The organism is Thioclava sediminum (genome assembly GCF_002020355.1).
Taxonomy (GTDB): domain Bacteria; phylum Pseudomonadota; class Alphaproteobacteria; order Rhodobacterales; family Rhodobacteraceae; genus Thioclava; species Thioclava sediminum.
The window spans coordinates 411,885-431,159 of record NZ_MPZV01000001.1 but is presented as its reverse complement, the minus strand read 5'-3'; the positions used below and the strand labels follow the sequence as shown (position 1 = coordinate 431,159).

The following is a 19,275-nucleotide window of genomic DNA, read 5'->3' as shown; positions in this document are numbered from 1 at the left end:
GGAGAAAGACAGACATGGCAAGCAATGGTAAAGTGACCCAGGTCATCGGCGCCGTCGTCGACGTGCAGTTCGACGGCGAGCTGCCTGCGATCCTCAACGCGCTGGAAACCGAGAACAACGGCAAGCGCCTCGTTCTCGAAGTGGCTCAGCACCTCGGCGAAAACTCGGTGCGGACCATCGCAATGGACGCGACCGAAGGTCTCGTGCGCGGCGCCGGCGTGAAAGACACCGGCAAGCCGATCTCGGTGCCGGTCGGCAACGCGACCCTCGGCCGCATCCTGAACGTGATCGGCGAGCCCGTGGACGAGAAAGGCCCCGTGGAAGCGGAAGAAACCCGCGCCATCCACCAGCCCGCGCCGAACTTCGAGAGCCAGGCGACCGCTTCGGAAATCCTCGTGACCGGCATCAAGGTCATCGACCTGCTCGCACCCTACTCCAAGGGTGGTAAGATCGGCCTGTTCGGCGGCGCTGGCGTCGGCAAGACCGTTCTGATCATGGAGCTGATCAACAACATCGCGAAGGTGCACTCGGGTTACTCCGTGTTCGCCGGTGTGGGCGAGCGGACCCGTGAAGGGAACGACCTCTACCACGAGATGATCGAATCCAACGTCATCAAGCCCGACGATCTGTCGAGCTCGCAGGTGGCTCTGGTCTACGGCCAGATGAACGAGCCTCCGGGTGCGCGTGCGCGTGTCGCTCTGACCGGTCTGACCCTGGCCGAGCAGTTCCGCGACCAGTCGGGCACCGACGTTCTGTTCTTCGTGGACAACATCTTCCGCTTCACGCAGGCGGGTTCCGAGGTGTCGGCACTTCTGGGCCGTATCCCCTCGGCAGTGGGCTACCAGCCGACGCTGGCCACCGACATGGGCGCGATGCAGGAACGCATCACCTCGACGAAAGCTGGTTCGATCACCTCGATCCAGGCCGTCTACGTGCCCGCGGATGACCTTACCGACCCGGCTCCGGCCACCACCTTCGCCCACCTTGACGCCACGACCGTTCTGTCGCGTGCGATCTCGGAACTCGGCATCTACCCGGCTGTGGACCCGCTGGACTCGTCCTCGCGTATCCTCGATCCGGGCATCGTCGGCGAAGAGCACTACAAGGTCGCCCGTCAGGTGCAGGAGATCCTCCAGCGCTACAAGGCTCTGCAAGACATCATCGCCATCCTCGGCATGGACGAACTGTCCGAAGAGGATAAGCTGACCGTGGCACGTGCTCGTAAGATCCAGCGTTTCCTCTCGCAGCCCTTCGACGTTGCGAAAGTGTTCACCGGTTCGGACGGCGTTCAGGTTCCGCTCGAAGACACCATCGAGTCGTTCAAGGCGGTTGTTGCAGGCGAATACGATCACCTGCCCGAAGCAGCCTTCTACATGGTTGGCGGCATCGAGGACGTGAAAGCGAAAGCCGAGAAACTCGCCGCTGCGGCGTAAGGAGGCATTATGGCCGACACGATGCAATTCGATCTCGTTGCGCCCGAGCGCAAGCTGGCCTCGGAAGAGGCGGCGGTCGAGGTCATGGTGCCTGGTGCGGATGGTGACCTCACGGTCATGCCCGGCCACGCGCCGATGCTGACCACGCTGCGTCCCGGCAAGCTGACGATGGTGACGCGGTCGGAAACCCAGAGCTACGCGGTAACGGGTGGCTTCGCCGAGATCACCCCCGAGGGGATCACGGTTCTGGCCGAGCGTTCGCTGCCCGCGGAAGAGTTCACCAAGGAGGTCCACGATCGCCTGATCGAGGAAGCCCGCCGCGTCCATGACGAGGCGCATCCTTCGGTGGCCGACATGACCGCGAAGCTGCTGGCTGACATGGAGGCCCTCGGCTCGCATATGCTGAGCTGAGACCTCTCGAGAAAAGATTTAGGAAGCCCCGGATTTTCCGGGGCTTTTTATTGTCCGCAGTTGCGGTAAGCTCTGCCTCAGGTTGAAAGAAAGAGGCCCTCTCGCGATGATCACGATCGAAAGCCACCGTCTGGGGATGCAACGCGGCTCGCTCGTGCTGTTCTCCGACTATCAGGATGGCGGCGCCATGTGGACGGGCGAGGGGCCGCGCGAGTTGCGCAAGAAGGTTGCCTTCCCCGAGCCGTTCCGCGCGACGCCGATGGTGCAGGTCTCGCTGTCGATGTGGGACGTCGACGGCAAGCACAATTCGCGGATGGATATCTCCAGCGACGGCGTCACGCCCGAGGGCTTCGTGATCGTCTTCCGCACCTGGGGCGACAGCCGTGTGGCGCGGGTGCGTGCGGATTGGCTGGCACTGGGCGGCGTCTCGCATGAGGATGACTGGGACATCGACTGAAGCGCGCCGACCTTCCCATGAAAAACGCCCCGTCCATCGGCGGGGCGTTTTCTTATGCGTGGGGAAGGGCGGTTCGCAAACCGCCTCACCGTAAGATCAGTCGAGCGCCTTGAAGTTCAGTGCCGCGCCTTCGTCCTTGATGCCCGAGAACCAACGCGCCGTGACGGTCTTGGTTTTGGTGTAGAAGCGGAAGGCGTCCGGGCCGTACTGGTTGAGGTCGCCGAAGGCCGACTTCTTCCAGCCGCCGAAGGTGTAGTAGCTCAGCGGAACCGGGATCGGGAAGTTGATGCCGACCATGCCGACATTGACGTTCGCCGCGAAGTCGCGTGCCACATCGCCATCGGCGGTGTAAATCGCGGTGCCGTTGCCGTAGGGGCTGTCGATGACCAGATCGAGCGCTTCGTCATAGGACTTCGTGCGCACCATCGACAGGACCGGGCCAAAGATTTCCTCTTTGTAGATGTCCATGTCGGGGGTGACGTTGTCGAAGAGCGACGGGCCGACAAAGAAGCCGTCCTCATAGCCCTGCAGCGAGAAGTCGCGGCCGTCGACGACAAGGTTCGCACCCTGATCGACACCCGAATTGATGAGCGACTTGATCCGCTCCTGCGCCTGCTTGGTGATGACGGGGCCGTAATCCACGTCGTCGCCGCCGGTATAGGGGCCGACTTTCAGCTTCTCGATCTTCGGCACGAGACGCTCAACGAGCGCATCCGCCGTGCCGTCGCCCACCGGAACCGCAACCGAGATCGCCATGCAGCGCTCGCCAGCGGCGCCGTAGCCCGCGCCGATCAGCGCGTCGGCGGCCTTGTCCATGTCCGCGTCGGGCATGATGATCATGTGGTTCTTCGCGCCGCCGAAGCACTGCGCGCGCTTGCCGTTGGTGGCCGCACGACCGTAGATGTATTGCGCGATCGGGGTCGAACCCACGAAGCCCACGCCCTGGATCGTCTCGTGATCGAGGATCGTGTCCACGGCTTCCTTGTCGCCGTTGACGACCTGCAGCACGCCATCGGGAAGACCGGCTTCCTGCGCCAGTTCCGCGAGCATGATCGCAGTGGTCGGCACGCGCTCGGACGGCTTGAGGATCATCGCGTTACCGGCCGAAAGCGCCGGGCCCATTTTCCACAGCGGAATCATGGCGGGGAAGTTGAACGGCGTGATGCCGGCCACGACGCCCAGCGGCTGGCGCATCGAGTAGAGGTCGATACCGGGGCCAGCGTCGCCCGTGTATTCGCCCTTGAGCATCGCCGGCGCGCCCATGCAGACCTCGATCACTTCGAGGCCACGCTGCACGTCGCCCTTCGCGTCGGGGATGGTCTTGCCGTGCTCTTTCGACAGAGCCTCCGCGAGCTTGTCCATGTCGCGCTCGATCAGCTGACCGAATTTCATCATCACGCGGGCGCGGCGCTGCGGGTTGACCTTCTGCCATTCCAGCTGCGCTTTCGCGGCGTCCGCGATTGCGGCATCCAGCTCGGCCGGGGTGGCCAGCGCGACCTTGGCGATCTGCTCGCCGGTGGCGGGGTTGAAGACTTCGCCGAAGCGGCCGGACGTGCCCGCAACGCGCTTGCCGTTGATCCAGTGACCGATTTCTTCCATGAGACGCTCCTCCTACAGATAATCTTGGCTTGGGCGCACTCTAGCCTTGCGAAATTGAGCATAAAAGAGGAAGTAGCTCAAAAGCGTTTTGCATTTTTGCAAAGAGGAGCGCGATATGGACTGGGACGACCTGCGGATTTTCCTTGCCGTCGCACGGGCCGAGAGCCTGTCGGGCGCCGGGCGGCGGTTGAAGCTGGACGCGGCCACCGTGGGCCGGCGCATCGCGCGGCTCGAAGAAGGGGTGGGGGCGAAACTCTTCGTGAAATCGCCGCAGGGCTATGCGCTCTCCGAGTCGGGCGACCGGCTCCTGCCGCATGCCGAAGCGGCGGAGCAGGTCTTCGCGGGCGCCGATGAGGAGCTCTCCGGCATCGCGGGCCAGTTGACGGGGCAGTTGCGGATCGGCGCGCCCGATGGCTGCGCGAATTACCTTCTGCCCCAGGTCTGCGCGAAGATCGCCGAGGACAATCCCGGGCTGGAGATCCAGGTCGTCGCCTTGCCGCGCGTTTTCAACCTCTCGAAACGCGAGGCGGATATGGCGATCGCGGTCTCGCGCCCGACCGCAGGCCGTCTGACCGTGCAGAAGCTGAGCGACTATCACCTCAGCCTCGCCGCCCATCGAGACTATCTCGCGAAGGCGCCGCCGATCACCTGCAAGGAGGATCTGCGCCATCACCGGATGATCGGCTATATTCCTGACATGATCTTCGACAAGGAGCTGGATTACTTTGCCGAGACCGAGGCCGAGGTGATGGGGCTCGCGTCGAATTCAGCGGCCGTGCAGACCCGGATGATCGAGGCGGGCGCGGGCGTTGGCATTGTCCACGACTTCGCGATCCCCTTCGCCCCCGGCGTTCAACGGGTGCTGGGCGACGAGATCCGGCTCAACCGCGCCTTCTGGTTGATCCGCCATGCCGATGACCGCCGATCCGAGCGCCTGACGCGCTTCGCCGAAGCGCTGGGGCAAGGGCTTCGCGACGAGGTTGCGCGGCTAGAACACGCTGCGGTTGAAACATAACTGGCGGCCCCGTGAACCGCAAAGCCGTTGACAAATCTATGAAAGCAGTGGGACGCTTGGGTTTAGACGACGTTTTTCAAGGAGACGCCGATGCAGGTTATGCAGATTCTCAAGAACAAGGGCGAGATGGAAGTTTTCACCGTCGCCCCCGACATGAAGCTGAGCGAGGTGATTGCCACGCTTTCTTCGAAACGCATCGGTGCGGTGATCGTCTCGCAAGACGGGGAAACCGTCGACGGGATCGTCTCGGAACGCGACGTCGTGCGTGAAATCGCGCGGCGCGGTGCGGATTGTCTGGTGATGACCGCCGGAGATGTCATGACCCGCGACGTCAAGCATTGCGCCCCGATGGACAGCACCGAAGAGGTGATGAGCCTGATGACCGAGGGCCGCTTCCGCCACATGCCCGTGCGCGAGAACGGCAAGATGGTCGGCGTGATCTCGATCGGGGACGTGGTCAAGGCGCGTCTGAACGAGCTCCATATGGAGAAAGAGTCGCTTCAGGGCATGATCATGGGCAACTGATGCCGCATTGCGGCACCTTCCCGCTTGCATTTAGCCACGCAATATAGTTGCGTGCGCTGAGCTTTTTGGCGGGCGACGAGGGAGGATGCCATGCGGATCGGTCTTTACCCCGGAACTTTCGATCCGGTCACGCTGGGCCACCTCGATATCATCGAGCGCGCGATGGCTCTGGTGGACCGGCTCGTGATCGGGGTCGCGATCAACCGGGACAAGGGACCGCTCTTCTCTCTCGAAGAACGCGTCGCCATGCTTCAGGACGAATGCGCGAAGATCACCGACCGTCGCGGCGGCGAGATCGTCGTCCATCCCTTCGAAAACCTGCTGATCGACTGCGCCAAGGATGTCGGCGCCAGCGTGATCGTGCGCGGCCTGCGCGCGGTGGCCGATTTCGAATATGAATTCCAGATGGTCGGGATGAACCGCGCGCTCGACGCCTCGGTCGAGACGGTGTTCCTGATGGCCGATGCTCGGCGTCAGGCGATCGCCTCGAAGCTGGTGAAGGAAATTGCGCGGCTCGACGGGGATGTCTCGAAATTCGTCACCCCCGCCGTGCGCGATGCCTTGGTCAAGGCTTACGCCAAGGCCTGATCAGCCGTTCGAGGCGGAGTTGCCCGACGTGCCGCTCTGCTGCGATTTCTGCTGCATCTGAGTGCTGCCGCTCGCATTTGCCGCGGATTTCGTGGCGTTGCCCGCCTGCTGCGGCAGGTTGTCGAGCCCCCATTGGTCGATCACCACCGAATCCTCGACTCCTTTCAACGCAAGGTTCGCCTCGTAGTAATTGCCCGACTTGATGAGCTTGGACGCGTCCTGCAGATGGGCGAGCGACGCCTTCGCGGGCACCATCGCCGCCGAGATCGACACGTCGATATCGTTGTCCTTCAGCGTCTTGGCTGCGGCTTTTGCGTTGCCCTGTGCCATCTGCTGATTGGCCTTGCCGACCGCTTTCTGGTTGTCCGGCGTCACCGTAAAGCTTTCGCCAAGCGCAATGGAGCTGTCGAAGGGCAGGTAGGTCACGCCTTTCTTGCCCGCTTTCGAGGGCACGCCCCATTTGCTCTCGGCCTTCTCGGCGGACTGCATTTTCGCAGTGGCGTCCTTGGTCATCTTGGTCGCCATGTCGGTATTGCCGTCGAAGATCGCCAGACGCGCCGCGCGCACTTCGCGCATCGCCGTGTAGGCGTCATTTACCGTAGTCAGCAAGTCCTTGTCGGTCGAACTTGCCGTGGTCTGCGAGACCGCGTCATTGCCTTGGCTCTGCGCGCTCTGCATCGCGGCGCCGCTTGAGTTGCTGTTGGAACTCGTGGTGGCGGCATTGGCCATCTCGAAGCTCGCGGGGCCCGCGATCAGCGCGGAGGAGAGGGCGAGGGCGAGAAATTTCTTGCTGCGTTCCATGGGATATTCCCTTTCGTGATGGGGTTCAGCTAAGGCGGAAGGCGCCGGGCGGCGCGCTCCATGGCCCTGAAACGTCCCGGATTTCAAAGGGTTCTATCACCATGCATCAAGGCTCGCGGCGCGCGTGAGAGGGTGCGTGCATGCTCTGCGAGCCGTGTGTGAGAGGCGAGCGCAAAAAGGGCGGCCCAAGATGGACCGCCCCTTTGGCTTTTTCGCAATCTGTGGGGCGGTGCCCCGATCACGCTCAGATCAGCTTGCCCATCGCGACGGCGGTGTCCGCCATGCGGTTCGAGAAGCCCCATTCGTTGTCGTACCAGCTCAGGATACGGACCATGCGGCCTTCCATGACCTTGGTCTGGTCCATGTGGAAGATCGACGAATGCGGGTCGTGGTTGAAGTCGCTCGAGACGTTGGGCTTGTCGGTATAGCCGAGGATGCCTTTCATCGGGCCGTCAGCGGCGGCTTTGATCGCGGCATTGATCTCTTCGACGCTGGTGTCCTTGCCGGCCTCGAAGACCAGATCGACGACCGAGACATTCGGGGTCGGCACGCGGATCGCGACGCCGTCCAGCTTGCCGTTGAGCTCCGGCAGCACCAGACCCACGGCTTTCGCAGCGCCGGTCGAGGTCGGGATCATCGACAGCGCGGCCGCACGGGCGCGGTAGAGATCCTTGTGCATCGTGTCCAGCGTCGGCTGATCGCCGGTATAGCTGTGGATCGTGGTCATGAAGCCCTTCTCGATCCCGATCGCGTCGTTCAGCGCCTTGGCGACGGGCGAGAGGCAGTTCGTGGTGCAGGACGCGTTCGAGACGACGAGGTCGTCCGCAGTCAGCGCACCGTCGTTCACACCGAAGACGATGGTCTTGTCAGCACCGCTGGCAGGGGCCGAGACCAGAACGCGCTTCGAGCCGTTCTCGAGGTGGAAGGCCGCCTTGTCGCGCGCGGTGAAGATGCCGGTGCATTCCAGCGCGACATCGACATCGCCCCAGGGCAGTTCTTTCGGGTCACGGATTGCGGTGACCTTGATCTTGCCGCGGCCGGCATCGATCCAGTCTTCGCCGGTCGTGACCTCATGGGGGAATTTGCCGTGTACGGAGTCGAATTGCAGCAGATGCGCGTTCGTCTCGACCGGGCCGAGATCGTTGATGGCGATCACTTCGATGTCGGTGCGCCCCGACTCGATGATCCCGCGCAGCACGTTGCGGCCGATGCGACCGAACCCGTTGATGGCAACTTTAACCGTCATATCCGTCTCCTCTGGCTGGCTGCCCGGCAGGGAGTTGCACGGGCAGGTCTTCCGTTAACGCTAACAAGCGCGTTCAGCGCCAAAGGTCAACGGGGTGCAGCCCGATGCTAGCGCCAGAAAGCGACATATTGAACGAGATCGGCAGTTTTTTTCGCCAGAAACAGCAGGATGCGGCCGTCATCGGCCAACACATCCGCCAAAATGAGCAAAATGAGGAGGCCCCCGAGCCAGAGCGCGATCCGATTGGTCATCTATCCCCTTCGCGCGCCCTTGTTTGGCGCGTCAGTGCACGAGTCGCCCCATCGCCCCGGCCACATCGGCCATGCGGCAGGAGAACCCCCATTCGTTATCGTACCAGGCCAGAACGCGGACAAGCTTGCCCACGACCTTGGTCTGGTCCGGCGCGAAGATAGAGGATTGCTGCGTGTGGTTGAAGTCGATCGAGACCTTCGGCTCGGGGTCGTAGCCCAGCACCATGCCCATGTAGCCGGCGGCGGCCTCGCGGACGATCTCGTTCACCTCGTCGCGGGTGACGGTCTTGCGCGCCTCGAAGGTCAGATCGACCGCGGAAACATTGGGGGTCGGGACGCGCAGCGCGGTGCCGTCGAGGCGGCCTTGCAGCTCGGGCAGCACCTCGCCCAGGGCTTTCGCGGCGCCGGTGGAGGTCGGGATCATCGCCATCGCGGCGGCGCGGGCGCGATAGAGATCCTTGTGGCGACGGTCGAGCGTGGGCTGATCGCCGGTATAGGAATGGATCGTCGTCATCACGCCCGATTCGATGCCGATCGTGTCATTGAGCACTTTGGCGAGCGGCGCGAGGCAGTTCGTGGTGCACGACCCGTTCGAGACGACGTGATGCGCGGGCGTCAGCTCGCGATGGTTCACGCCGTAAACCACGGTCTTGTCGACATCGGTGGCGGGAGCGGAGACCAGAACCCGCTTCGCGCCGCGGCCCAGATGGACGGCGGCCTTGTCGCGGGCGTTGAACTTGCCGGTGCATTCGAGAACGACATCGACGCCGTCCCAGTCGAGTTCTTCCGGGTCGTAGGTCGACATCACGTCGATCGGGCCGCGCCCGAGGTCGAGCGTATTGCCCGCAACCTTCACCTGCCCGCCGAAGCGGCCGTGGACGGAGTCATATTTCAGAAGATGCGCGTTGGTCTCGATCGGGCCGGTGGCGTTGATCTTGACGACCTGCACGTCATTGCGCGCGGCTTCCGCGATATGCGCGAGCGTGCAGCGCCCGATGCGGCCGAAGCCGTTGATCCCGATGGTGACGGTCATGATGATCTCTCCGAAGCGCGTGATTTCGGCGTTGGATACCATTGCATGCAATTCGGGAAAAGGTTTTGAAACAGTATGTTAGCGTAAACACGCGGTGTTTGCGATAACATTGCGGGGCAGGGTGCGGCTTTGGCGCGAAGAGTGGCGCCAAACGGGGCGCGGCGACAGAATCTTTCGCTCAATCGTCGTCCTCCGCGACGAGGAATATCTCTCCCGCGGCTTCCATCTCCCGGATTGCGGCGACGACCGCGCTCATCGCCTCTTCGGCGTCTTTCTCTTTCACCTTGCCCAGATTCGCCATCTCGTCGCGCAAGCTTTGCGCCATGCGCTGGGACATGTTGGCAAGAATGAACTCCGCCGCGGGCTGCAACGGGCCGGTCGCCCCGGCAAGCGCGACGGTCAGTTGCGTCTGATCGACCACGCGCAGCACTTTCGGGATGTCGCGTGTATCGATGCGGGCGGGGATATTGGCGAAGGTGAAGATCGCCTTCTTCACCTCGTCGGCGAAGGTCTTGTCCTCTTCCTCCAGCCCCTTGAGCACCGCGTCGCGCGTGGCCGAAGCCGAGTAGTTCAGGATCGCGCCCACCCGTTCCACCGGCCCTGAATCGAAGGCCTTGGGCGGGGCGGCATCCAGCTGCGCCGCGAGTGCCTGACCGATCCGCAGCACGGTTTCGGGCGCGACATTCCCGGTCAGCGAGACCGCATAGGCAATCCGCCGCGCTTTCTCACCCGGCAGCAGCCCAAGCAGTTCGGCAGATTTCGCGACCGACAACTTCGACAGCATCACCGCGCCCACTTCGACGCTTTCGCCTTCCAGCACCGGCAGAAGCACCTCGGCGGTGAGGCCCGCGATCCGCTGCCACGGATCGGCGCGCGAGGAGCCGGAGGCCAGCCTGCGCAACCGGTTCGAGGCCGAGGGCGAGAGCTGCCCGTCGAGCAGCGACAGCGCGCCTTCCAGCCCGCCGGGAAAAGCGATGCCGACAGCTTCCAATTCTTCGCAGAACTCTTCCACCACGCTAGCTATGGTAGCGCGGTCGACCAGACGCAGCTGTGCCACAGCCTCGGTCAGTTCGGTCTGATGATCGTCGCTCAGCTCCGTCAGCGGCAATTTCAGCCCTTCGGAGGCGAGCAGCCGCACGATGATCGCAGCTTTCTGGCGCCGCGTAAGCGGCCTTGGCCGGGCGGATTTGTCGCCAGCCGAGTCGGACCCGGCCATATGACCGAGCGCCATGGGCGCGATCGCATTCACCGCGAGAACCTCCGCGCTGGGCATCGGCCGCGCGGGCGGCCAATGCGGTTTCGCGGTCAGCTTTGCACGGAGGCCGTTAAGACGGGATTACCGTCTCAGCGGTTAGCTGGACTGCAGGACGCAGGCACTCGCGTCCTTGTCCCAGACCTGGCCCTGCGGGCAGGACATGGAAGCTTGGTGGCCGCTAAAGCACTCGGCCGACGCGGTCAGAGGGGCGAGGATCAGCACGGCGGCTGCAAGGATGGTTCGGGTCATCTGCAATCTCCCTTTGCTAGATGCCCTAGGGTAAGCCCGAATCGCACGCGCCGCCTATAGTCGGCTGACATAGGCGGCGCGGAACGGGCTTGTTTCTCGATTATTCGCCGAAAACGCGGGCGAAAATCGTGTCGACATGCTTGGTATGGTAGCCCATGTCGAACTTTTCGTTGATGCCGTCGACGCCAAGAGCGGCCACGACATCCTTGTCGGCGAGCAGCTGTTCGCGGAAATCGACGCGGTCTTCCCAGACCTTGAGCGCGTTGCGCTGCACCATCGCATAGGCGTCTTCGCGCGACACGCCGGCTTGCGTCAGCGCCAGCAGAACGCGCTGGCTCATCACCAGACCGGGGAACTTGTTCATATTCGCGAGCATGTTCTCGGGGTAGATGATCATCTTGTCGACGACGCCGGCCAGACGGTTCAGCGCGAAATCGAGCGTCACGGTCGCGTCGGGGCCGATGCCACGCTCGACCGAGCTGTGCGAAATGTCGCGCTCGTGCCAGAGGGCCACGTTCTCCATCGCCGGGATCACGGTCATCCGCACGAGGCGGGCAAGGCCGGTGAGGTTCTCGGTCAGGACGGGGTTCTTCTTGTGCGGCATCGCCGACGAGCCTTTCTGGCCCATCGAGAAGAATTCCGCACCTTCGAGCACTTCGGTGCGCTGCATGTGGCGGATCTCGATCGCGACGTTTTCAATCGACGAGGCGATGACGCCGAGCGTGGCGAAGAACATCGCATGGCGGTCGCGCGGGATCACCTGCGTCGAGATCGGCTCCGGCTTGAGGCCGAGCATCTTGCAGACATGCTCTTCCACGCGCGGGTCGATATTGGCGAAGGTGCCGACAGCGCCCGAGATCGCGCCGGTCGCGACTTCTTCCTTGGCGGCCTGCAGGCGCGCCTTGTTGCGGTCCATCTCGGCGTAGAAGCGCGCGAAGGTCAGGCCCATCGTGGTCGGCTCGGCATGGATGCCGTGCGAGCGGCCCACGCGAACCGTGTCCTTATGCTCGTAGGCGCGCTTCTTCAGCGCGGCCAGAACCTTGTCGAGATCGGCCAGCAGGATGTCGGCGGCGCGCACCAGCTGCACGTTGAGGCAGGTGTCGAGCACATCCGACGAGGTCATGCCCTGATGGACGAAACGGGCCTCTTCCGAGCCAACATGCTCGGCCAGATGGGTCAGGAAGGCGATCACGTCATGCTTGGTGACGGCTTCGATCTCGTCGATGCGGTCGACGTCGAACTCGACATCCTTGGCCTTCCAGACGGCCTCGGCATTCTCTTTCGGGATCACGCCCAGCTCGGCCTGAGCGTCGCAGGCATGCGCCTCGATCTCGTACCAGATTTTGAACTTGGTGGCGGGTTCCCAGATGTCGACCATCTCTTTGCGGGCATAACGCGGGATCATCGGCGGCCTCTTGATTGCGTGTGGTTGCGCGCTTGTTAGACTGCACCTGCCTTTGGGGCAAGGGAGAGCCAATGCCGCAGCTGTCGGATTTCGAGGGGAACTGGGTGCTGACGCGCCAAATCCTGCATAGCGACGGCAATAAAGCCCGTTTTGAAGGCCACGCCTGTTTCGCGCTCGAAGGGGTCGGGCTGCATTATCGCGAGAGTGGCGAGCTGGTGATGCCGGGCGGTCAGAGCTTTCATGCCGAGCGCAGCTATTTCTGGCGGGCCGAGGGCGGGCAGATCGCCGTGGCCTTCGAGGATGGGCGGCCCTTTCACAGTTTCGATCCGCTGAGCCCGGCCGCGAGCCATTGGTGCGATCCTGACGATTACCGGGTGAGCTATGACTTCGACGCGTGGCCGAAGTGGCGGGCGATCTGGCGGGTGCAGGGACCGCGCAAGGATTACGAGATGATCTCGGACTATGTGCGCAGCGCGGGGCAGCCCTGACGCGGGCGCTCTTGCCGCGGGCGGGGGCGCGCGGCAATCTGCGGGTATGAAAGACCTTGTCGCCACACCGATCCTGCAAAACCGCCTGAGCTTCGCGCCCTGGGCCGACCCGCGCACGCGGCGGCTGCCGGGGGTGATCCCGGTGACATATGAGGATTGGCTCGAGGTCGATGATGCCTACGCCGCCCAGATGGGCCTGCGCGACCGGCTGATCGGGGAGGCGCGCGATCTGGTGCTGGGCCTGTCGGATCACGGACGACCTGCGGCGGAAGAGCTCTACGATCTGGTGCTGCCGATGCTTCCGGCGCTGGGGTTTGCCTGCAGTGCGGAGACGGTCACGCGACCCGATGGGGCGGTGGTTGCGCTCGATCGCACGGACCCGCTGGCCACGCTCGGGCGGCTGCTGCAATGCGATCTGTGCCTGATGGAAGCTGATGAGGCCGCGTTCGGCCATGCCGAGCATGTGCTGACCGGTGGCGTGCTGTGTTTTCCCTCGGGCTGGACGCTGCGCGAGAAATTCATGCGCCCGATGATGCGCATTCACGAACCGATTGAGATCTACACCGACGATCTCGGCAAACGGGTGCAGCGCTTGCTCGATGGCGTGCGTGAGGGCAGGGGGCTGATGCGCGGGACTGCCTCGCGCTCTGCCGCGCATCTGCATGATCCGCGCTCGGAATACGAATTCGCCCACGCGCCCGCCGACGCCCCTTATATACGGGTGGAGCGGCAGTGCCTGTTCCGGCTGCCGCGCACGAACGCCGTGATCTTCTCGATCCACACGCAGGTCGTGCGGCCCGAAAGCCTGAGCCCGGATCAGGCGCAGGCCTTGGCCGAGCACCCGATCCGGCAGGCGGATTAAGCTTCCTGCATCAGCCGCCAGCGCGTCTCGGCCATATCCTGCGAGACCATGCCGGGGATCAGAAGCGCGTCGATCAGCCACCACAGGCCTGCGAGGCCAAGCGGAATGAAGCCGATCAGGATGGGCGAAAGAAGCGTGCCGATCCCGGTCAGCGCCAGCATCACCACGCCGGAGAAGACGCGACCCATATACATCCGGTGCACGCCAAGCATCGGCAGCATGAACCACAGCACATAGCCCAGAAGGGCGGACTTCTTCTCATTCGCGACGCGCTGCTCGATATAGAGGGCGCGGGCATCGTCTCGGGTCATGTTAATCTCCATAACATCTTCCCAGCCGATATGGGCAGTTGTGCCGTGGGATCAAGAGGGGCCGGTAAATCCACCCTGTCGGCGGGTCTGCGCGGGCGTCCGGTTTCATAACCTTTTAACCAAAAGTGACCTTAGGGAAGTTTTGGCGCTAATCGCCTTATGCGCGAGTGCCGTGAGGCTGCGGATTTCCGCAGTGCTGAAAAAATGTGACATAAAAAACAACAAGATAAATAACAGCGATCAACGACTTGTGATTTTTTTCCGTGATCTCTTTATAGCCCCGAGCCGCAACAATTGTCGGCTTTCGTCACAATTATGGACGAATCAAAGATGAAAACCGGGTTAAAGAAAAGCGGGCTCGAAGGTTCGCACTCTGAGGTAGGGTAATAGGGGCGAAAATGTCGGATCTCTCGACCAATTTCGAGCTTGCAAGTGTAACGGATGCCACCCAGGCGCGGTCGCGCATTCTGCGCTACGAGGGCATGGGCAAGCGTCTGTTCGACATTCTCGCCGTGCTCGCGATCCTTCCGGTTCTGCTGCCGCTGATCGCGCTTCTGGCTCTGGCGGTGCGCGCCGATGGCGGTCCCGCCTTCTATTCGCAGATCCGCGTCGGGCAGGGCGGCAAGCGCTTCCGCTGCTACAAGCTGCGCACCATGCATGTCGATGCCGAGGCGCAGCTTGTGCGTATGTGCAACGAAAACCCCGCGCTCGCGCTGGAATGGTCGGTGAACCAGAAGCTCGACGACGATCCGCGGATCACCCGCATCGGCCGCTTCCTGCGACGCACCAGCCTCGACGAGCTGCCGCAGTTCTTCAACGTGCTGTTCGGGACGATGAGCCTCGTGGGGCCGCGCCCCTTCATGCTCGATCAGGAAGCCAGTTACAAAGGCGCGATGGGCATGGCCTATTACAAGATGCGCCCGGGTATCACCGGGCTGTGGCAGGTCGCCGGACGTTCGACCACCGCCTTCGTGGACCGCGTGCGTTTCGACGAACGCTACTATGCGCGGCTGTCGCTGCTGAATGATCTGTGGCTCTGCGTGATGACCGTCGCCGTGGTGCTGCGCCAGACGGGCAAGTAATTCCAACACCGGTTGCGAGAGAGAGACGGCTTGTAACCTGCCAACGGGCGCTCCCTTCGGGGGGCGCCCATCATCGTTCAGCCTTCGACTTGCAGGAAGCGCAGCCCGCCCTTGTCGAGCCAAGCAGCACTCAGGAGCCCGGTCTCATAGGCGCCGGTATCGACCGCGATGCGGCCCTGATCGGCGACGGGTTGCTCCACGACCCAATGGCCGAAGGCGATCCAGACCCCATCGCGCCGGGTCATCTGCCCGAACCGGGGATGGCCCCAGAGCAGCGCATCGCGGCTCTGGCGTTCCATCGGGTGATAGGGATCGGCCCCGGCATGGGTCGCGGCGAAGCGACCCTCGCGCCACATCGCGGGGCGCGCATCGAGCCATGCCAGCAGGTCCGGCCCAAGCGCGCGAGCGAGATCCATGCGCAGCGCGTCCAGCACCTCCGGATCCGTCTCGCGCGGATCGGGCGGCGCGATGCCGTAGCTCTGCAACGTCTGCAATCCGCCCACGCGCAGCCAGCCGGCGGTGCGCGCATCGGGGGACAGAAGGAAGTCGAGCATCATCCGCTCGTGATTGCCCATCAGGCAGATCATCCGCGAGGGATTGGCAAGCTGCGCCGCATGAAGCGTCGCCAGCACCCGCGCCGAATTCGGGCCACGGTCGATCATGTCGCCCAGCGTGATGATCCGGGCCTTCGCGCCTTCCGGTTCCTGCCCGATCCGCTCGAACATCTTGCCCAAGAGATCGGCGCGGCCGTGAAGGTCCCCGATCACGCAGATCGGCGCCTCCGGACGGGGCAGCCCATTGGGTGCCGAGGAGGGAGCGGTCTCTGGTTTGAGACGGGAGAGTAGAGAGCGCAACATATGGGGAAATCCGGAGTTATGCGGGGTGGAAACCAACGCGTGGCTGCGACATAACCGTCGTAAGACGTGAGCGAAAGGGGCTCACATAAAAATGGGCGGCAAACCGCCCCCGTGGCAAGGGCGGGTCGTAAGGGGCATGGCGAGACGCATTCTGATCGTGGTGGAGAACCTGCCGGTGCCGCTGGATCGCAGGGTCTGGCTAGAGGCCACGACATTGCGCGGGGCGGGCTACGAGGTCTCGGTGATCTGTCCGATGGGGCGCGGCTGGGACGCGGCTTACGAGGAAATCGAGGGCATCCATATCTACCGCCACCCCGCACCGCCCGAAGCCCATTCCGGCGCGGTCGCCTATGCGCGCGAATACTGGCACGCGATCAAGGCGTGGTTCCGGCTGGCGAAACAGGTGAAACGCGAGCGCGGCTTCGACGTGATCCAGGGCTGCAACCCGCCCGATCTGATCTGGCTTCTGGCTTGGCGCTATCGTCTGTCGGGCGTGCGCTACATGTTCGACCATCACGACGTCTGCCCGGAGCTGTTCGAGGCCAAGTTCGGCAAAAAGGGGTTCCTCTGGGCCGTGATGCGCATCTGGGAGCGGATCACCTTCGCCAGCGCCTCGGTGTCGATGGCCACGAATGAGAGCTTCCGCAAAATCGCGATCACCCGCGGCTGCATGGCGCCCGAGGATGTCTTCGTCGTTCGCTCCGCCCCGCGTGTCGAGACCTTCCTGCCCGGACCCGGTGATCCCGCCTATCGCAAGGGCGCGAAGACCGTGCTTGGCTATATCGGCGTGATCGGCCAGCAGGAGGGGATGGACCTTCTGGTGCAGGCGGTCGAGCATCTGGTGCGCAAGCTCGGCTACAGCGATCTGCATGTGGTGATCGTGGGCTTCGGCCCCGAGTTGCCTACCGTGGAGGCCGATGTCGCGGCGCGGGGCTTGAGCGGTTATTTCACCTTCACCGGCCCGCTCTACGGCGAGGATATGCTGGCGGCGATGAATGCGATCGATATCGGCGTGGCACCCGATCCGAAAAACGCGATGAACGACATCTCCACGATGAACAAGGTCATGGAATACATGACGCTCGAGAAGCCCTTGGTGCAGTTCGAACTGACCGAAGGGCGGGCCTCTGCGGGGGAGGCCGCGCTCTATGCCCGTGCCAATGATCCGAAGGACTTCGCCGCCCGGGTCGCAGCCCTGATCGAGGCGCCCGAACGCGCGCGTTCGATGGGGCGACTGGGCCGGGCGCGGGTGCTCGATGCGCTGTCCTGGGATTTCTCGGCCCGACAGCTCCTTGCGGCCTATGATCGGATATTCTCCAAGCTGGGGAAATAAAGCCTGCAGATCGAGCGGAATTGTTTCTTATAAATATTTCTTTTCGCTCAATTTTCGCCAAGATTCCAGTTGCGCGCCGCCCCATTTGCGCCACAAACTCAAGAGGCGGACAGCGAGATGGTTCGCCCTATATCGTTAAGCATTCGGCTTGGAACTTGTATGGCGCATTGGAGGACATCGGCGGTGGCGTTTACCGCACTGGTTGTGACCGGTGTGGCCAGCTCTGCTCTCGCGGGTGATCTGCGTGAAGCCAAGCCTCATGCGACCGCTGATCTGACGGGCCGCGCGCTCTATGATCCGGTCGCCCATGCGCTCGCGATCGGGCTGACACCGGCGATGGCCGATGCGCGCGTCGATCGTGCGATCAAAGCCGTGGAAACCTGCCCGCTTGTCTTCGACACGCGCAACCCGATCCCGGGTTGCTGGGGCGGGACCGTCGCGCTGGGCTCGTAAGCCCGCTACTCCGGAATCGAGGCGCTCAGCCGGGGCAGCGACTGCCCGATGAAGCGCGTCAGGCGCCGGTCGGCAGCGCGGATATCCTCGTCGCGGCGGATCGGCGTGACATAGCGCACCAACGCGCCATCCGTCCGCCCGCGCGTGATCCCATCCACGATCACCGACAGCTTCGCGCGCCAGTCGCTCGTCATCGCGCGGCCACGTCCGTCGAACCAGTAATAGACCAGTTGCCGGTTGAGACCCTTGGTGATGATCGCGCGGTTGACCTCGAAGGGGGCACGGTGGGGCAGGGCAATGCGATGCGGGCGGAAGGCGCTGACTTCCCAGCCGCCGACCGGCAGGCAGACCTCGGGAGAATGGATGCCGTCGCCTTGGCTCTGATCGGCATACCACGCGACGAACAGGTTCACCGGCGCGTCCTGGCCGGGATCGGTATAAACCGCGTTGAGATAATCGCTGGCTGCCAAGACTTGCTCGGTCGCAGGCTCCAGCGTGCGGCGCGTGCCCTGCCAGCCATCGATCTGCGTCGGGAAGGACGACAGGGGCGCGCGCTCGGGCGGGAGCGTCGTCATCTGCGGCAGGCCGGACCAGAGCGCAAGTGCCACCCCCGTCAGGACGACCGCCAGCCCCAGATCGCGCGACGGCGCGAGGTTGCGCAAGCGTCGTGCTTCCGGCGCGAAACGGCGATAGTCCAGATCGAGCGCCTCCGAGAGCGGTTTCGGCTCGGCCACCAGCCGCTGCAGCCCGATCGCGGTGAGGCTGAGGATCGCAATCGCCGCGCCGAAGATGACCCAGCCCTCGAAGACATGCAGGAAGCCCTCGGCCTGCTCGATGCCGTAAGCATCGACGAGGATCGCGACCATACCGATGCGCAGCGAATTCAGCAGAACCGTCAGCGGCGCGGCCATCGCGAAGAGCACGACCTTATGCCAGAACGGACCGCGATAGAGGATGCCGAACAGGTAGGAGAAGCTGAGGATCGGGAAGAGATAGCGCAGCCCCGAACAGGCATCGGCCACCTGCAGCTTGTAGACGCCAAGGTCGATCACATTGCCGCTCAGATGCACCGGGATGTCGGCGGCGCGCACCAGCATCACGCCCAGCTCCGATGAGACGAGCTGTAGGGCGATGGTGAGTTTCCAGTAGAGGATCTGCGGCAGCGGCAGCATGAAGATCAGATGCAGCACCGGCTTCCAATGGCGTTTGCCCGCCTGCCAGCCCATGCTCAGCAGTACCGCGCCCATCATCCAGATAATCAGCGCATAGGTCACGAAATCGGCGATCTGCGCGCGGGTGCCGAAAACGGCGAGGGCGAGCGCCACTGCGATCACCGCGACGCCTCGCCAGCGCTGCGGGCGGGCCTCCAGCGTGAGCGGTGCGTGATGCAATTCTCGCGCGAAAAGATAGAGCGAAATCAGCGGGATCAGCGGCCCGTGGCTATATTCCGGCGTGGACCACGCGGCCCCGAGGCTCGCGAGCCCCAATGCGAAGAACGGATAGGAGAGGGCAGCCAGCGACAGCAGGCCGAGCGTCCCCCATGGCAGGGCACGCACCTCGCGCAGAGGGGGGCTCGTGGTGATCATCTCGACTGCTCGCTCATAGGCCGTCTGACGCGGCG

At 63.6% G+C, this 19,275-nt stretch carries 22 protein-coding genes; 11 read left to right on the top strand and 11 right to left on the bottom strand.

Annotation, left to right across the window (positions count from 1 at the left end):
* The first annotated feature begins 14 nt into the window (after positions 1 to 14).
* The 3 genes from atpD to BMI91_RS01855 all read left to right on the top strand — a co-directional run bounded on the left by atpD (position 15) and on the right by BMI91_RS01855 (position 2,301).
* Entirely contained in the window at positions 15 to 1,433 is a 1,419-nt protein-coding gene (gene atpD, locus BMI91_RS01865) for a F0F1 ATP synthase subunit beta (protein WP_078546654.1), read from the top strand.
* 9 nt (positions 1,434 to 1,442) lie between these two features.
* Positions 1,443 to 1,844, top strand: a complete 402-nt coding sequence (locus BMI91_RS01860; RefSeq protein ID WP_078519400.1) for a F0F1 ATP synthase subunit epsilon — start codon at positions 1,443 to 1,445, stop codon at positions 1,842 to 1,844.
* A 106-nt stretch (positions 1,845 to 1,950) separates the two neighbouring features.
* Positions 1,951 to 2,301: an H-type lectin domain-containing protein gene (locus BMI91_RS01855; RefSeq protein WP_078546656.1), complete on the top strand. Its 351-nt coding sequence runs from the start codon at positions 1,951 to 1,953 to the stop codon at positions 2,299 to 2,301.
* Positions 2,302 to 2,397: 96 nt separating this feature from the next.
* On the opposite strand, the gene BMI91_RS01850 is transcribed toward BMI91_RS01855, so the two are convergent.
* A complete protein-coding gene (locus tag BMI91_RS01850; RefSeq protein ID WP_078519398.1) occupies positions 2,398 to 3,900 on the bottom strand; it encodes a CoA-acylating methylmalonate-semialdehyde dehydrogenase in 1,503 nt (500 codons plus the stop codon).
* Between the two features lie 115 nt (positions 3,901 to 4,015).
* Here BMI91_RS01850 and BMI91_RS01845 point away from each other — a divergent pair, with 115 nt between their 5' ends.
* The 3 genes from BMI91_RS01845 (at position 4,016) to coaD (ending at position 6,028) form a co-directional block, all read left to right on the top strand.
* Positions 4,016 to 4,915, top strand: a complete 900-nt coding sequence (locus BMI91_RS01845; RefSeq protein WP_078570275.1) for a LysR family transcriptional regulator — start codon at positions 4,016 to 4,018, stop codon at positions 4,913 to 4,915.
* Between the two features lie 90 nt (positions 4,916 to 5,005).
* Positions 5,006 to 5,440: a CBS domain-containing protein gene (locus tag BMI91_RS01840; RefSeq protein WP_078519396.1), complete on the top strand. Its 435-nt coding sequence runs from the start codon at positions 5,006 to 5,008 to the stop codon at positions 5,438 to 5,440.
* Between the two features lie 90 nt (positions 5,441 to 5,530).
* Complete coding sequence (coaD, locus tag BMI91_RS01835) at positions 5,531 to 6,028, top strand: pantetheine-phosphate adenylyltransferase (protein ID WP_078599280.1); 498 nt, start codon at positions 5,531 to 5,533, stop codon at positions 6,026 to 6,028.
* Here the strand turns inward: coaD and BMI91_RS01830 are convergent, their stop codons facing one another.
* From BMI91_RS01830 to purB, 7 genes are all read right to left on the bottom strand, one after another.
* The gene (locus BMI91_RS01830) at positions 6,029 to 6,829 is read right to left on the bottom strand and encodes a YfdX family protein (RefSeq protein WP_078603784.1); all 801 of its coding nucleotides are present in this window, start codon (positions 6,827 to 6,829) and stop codon (positions 6,029 to 6,031) included.
* Positions 6,830 to 7,073: 244 nt separating this feature from the next.
* Positions 7,074 to 8,075, bottom strand: a complete 1,002-nt coding sequence (gap, locus tag BMI91_RS01825) for a type I glyceraldehyde-3-phosphate dehydrogenase (protein ID WP_078519393.1) — start codon at positions 8,073 to 8,075, stop codon at positions 7,074 to 7,076.
* 107 nt (positions 8,076 to 8,182) lie between these two features.
* Positions 8,183 to 8,326, bottom strand: a complete 144-nt coding sequence (locus BMI91_RS20120) for a hypothetical protein (protein WP_093476853.1) — start codon at positions 8,324 to 8,326, stop codon at positions 8,183 to 8,185.
* A gap of 31 nt (positions 8,327 to 8,357) precedes the next feature.
* Positions 8,358 to 9,359: a type I glyceraldehyde-3-phosphate dehydrogenase gene (gene gap, locus BMI91_RS01820; protein WP_078547294.1), complete on the bottom strand. Its 1,002-nt coding sequence runs from the start codon at positions 9,357 to 9,359 to the stop codon at positions 8,358 to 8,360.
* Between the two features lie 178 nt (positions 9,360 to 9,537).
* Positions 9,538 to 10,590: a flagellar motor switch protein FliG gene (locus tag BMI91_RS01815; protein WP_093476914.1), complete on the bottom strand. Its 1,053-nt coding sequence runs from the start codon at positions 10,588 to 10,590 to the stop codon at positions 9,538 to 9,540.
* A 120-nt stretch (positions 10,591 to 10,710) separates the two neighbouring features.
* Positions 10,711 to 10,863 carry a chitin-binding domain-containing protein gene (locus BMI91_RS19780; protein ID WP_146683984.1) on the bottom strand — a complete coding sequence of 51 codons (153 nt, stop codon included), beginning with the start codon at positions 10,861 to 10,863 and terminating at the stop codon, positions 10,711 to 10,713.
* A 100-nt stretch (positions 10,864 to 10,963) separates the two neighbouring features.
* Positions 10,964 to 12,268, bottom strand: a complete 1,305-nt coding sequence (purB, locus tag BMI91_RS01810) for an adenylosuccinate lyase (RefSeq protein ID WP_078519391.1) — start codon at positions 12,266 to 12,268, stop codon at positions 10,964 to 10,966.
* Positions 12,269 to 12,339: 71 nt separating this feature from the next.
* On the opposite strand from purB, the gene BMI91_RS01805 reads away from it, so the two are divergent.
* Both BMI91_RS01805 and BMI91_RS01800 read left to right on the top strand, forming a co-directional pair.
* Positions 12,340 to 12,756 (top strand): DUF6314 family protein, encoded by a 417-nt coding sequence (locus BMI91_RS01805; RefSeq protein WP_078603783.1) that lies wholly within the window; start codon positions 12,340 to 12,342, stop codon positions 12,754 to 12,756.
* Positions 12,757 to 12,802: 46 nt separating this feature from the next.
* Positions 12,803 to 13,618: a heme-dependent oxidative N-demethylase family protein gene (locus BMI91_RS01800; RefSeq protein ID WP_078604444.1), complete on the top strand. Its 816-nt coding sequence runs from the start codon at positions 12,803 to 12,805 to the stop codon at positions 13,616 to 13,618.
* Here BMI91_RS01800 and BMI91_RS01795 read toward each other — a convergent pair.
* Positions 13,615 to 13,929, bottom strand: a complete 315-nt coding sequence (locus tag BMI91_RS01795; RefSeq protein ID WP_075774515.1) for a TM2 domain-containing protein — start codon at positions 13,927 to 13,929, stop codon at positions 13,615 to 13,617. The two genes, BMI91_RS01800 and BMI91_RS01795, sit on opposite strands and share 4 nt — an antisense overlap.
* 398 nt (positions 13,930 to 14,327) lie before the next feature.
* Between BMI91_RS01795 and BMI91_RS01790 the strand changes: the two genes are divergently transcribed.
* Positions 14,328 to 15,011 (top strand): sugar transferase, encoded by a 684-nt coding sequence (locus BMI91_RS01790; RefSeq protein ID WP_244176532.1) that lies wholly within the window; start codon positions 14,328 to 14,330, stop codon positions 15,009 to 15,011.
* 77 nt (positions 15,012 to 15,088) lie between these two features.
* Here the strand turns inward: BMI91_RS01790 and BMI91_RS01785 are convergent, their stop codons facing one another.
* Entirely contained in the window at positions 15,089 to 15,778 is a 690-nt protein-coding gene (locus BMI91_RS01785; protein WP_244176531.1) for a metallophosphoesterase, read from the bottom strand.
* A 226-nt stretch (positions 15,779 to 16,004) separates the two neighbouring features.
* On the opposite strand from BMI91_RS01785, the gene BMI91_RS01780 reads away from it, so the two are divergent.
* Entirely contained in the window at positions 16,005 to 17,201 is a 1,197-nt protein-coding gene (locus BMI91_RS01780) for a glycosyltransferase family 4 protein (protein WP_078603782.1), read from the top strand.
* A 183-nt stretch (positions 17,202 to 17,384) separates the two neighbouring features.
* Positions 17,385 to 17,654, top strand: a complete 270-nt coding sequence (locus tag BMI91_RS01775) for a hypothetical protein (RefSeq protein WP_078603781.1) — start codon at positions 17,385 to 17,387, stop codon at positions 17,652 to 17,654.
* A 5-nt stretch (positions 17,655 to 17,659) separates the two neighbouring features.
* Here the strand turns inward: BMI91_RS01775 and xrtD are convergent, their stop codons facing one another.
* On the bottom strand, positions 17,660 to 19,240 hold the full coding sequence (xrtD, locus tag BMI91_RS01770; protein ID WP_078603780.1) for a VPLPA-CTERM-specific exosortase XrtD: 1,581 nt from the start codon (positions 19,238 to 19,240) through the stop codon (positions 17,660 to 17,662).
* Positions 19,241 to 19,275: the final 35 nt, after the last annotated feature.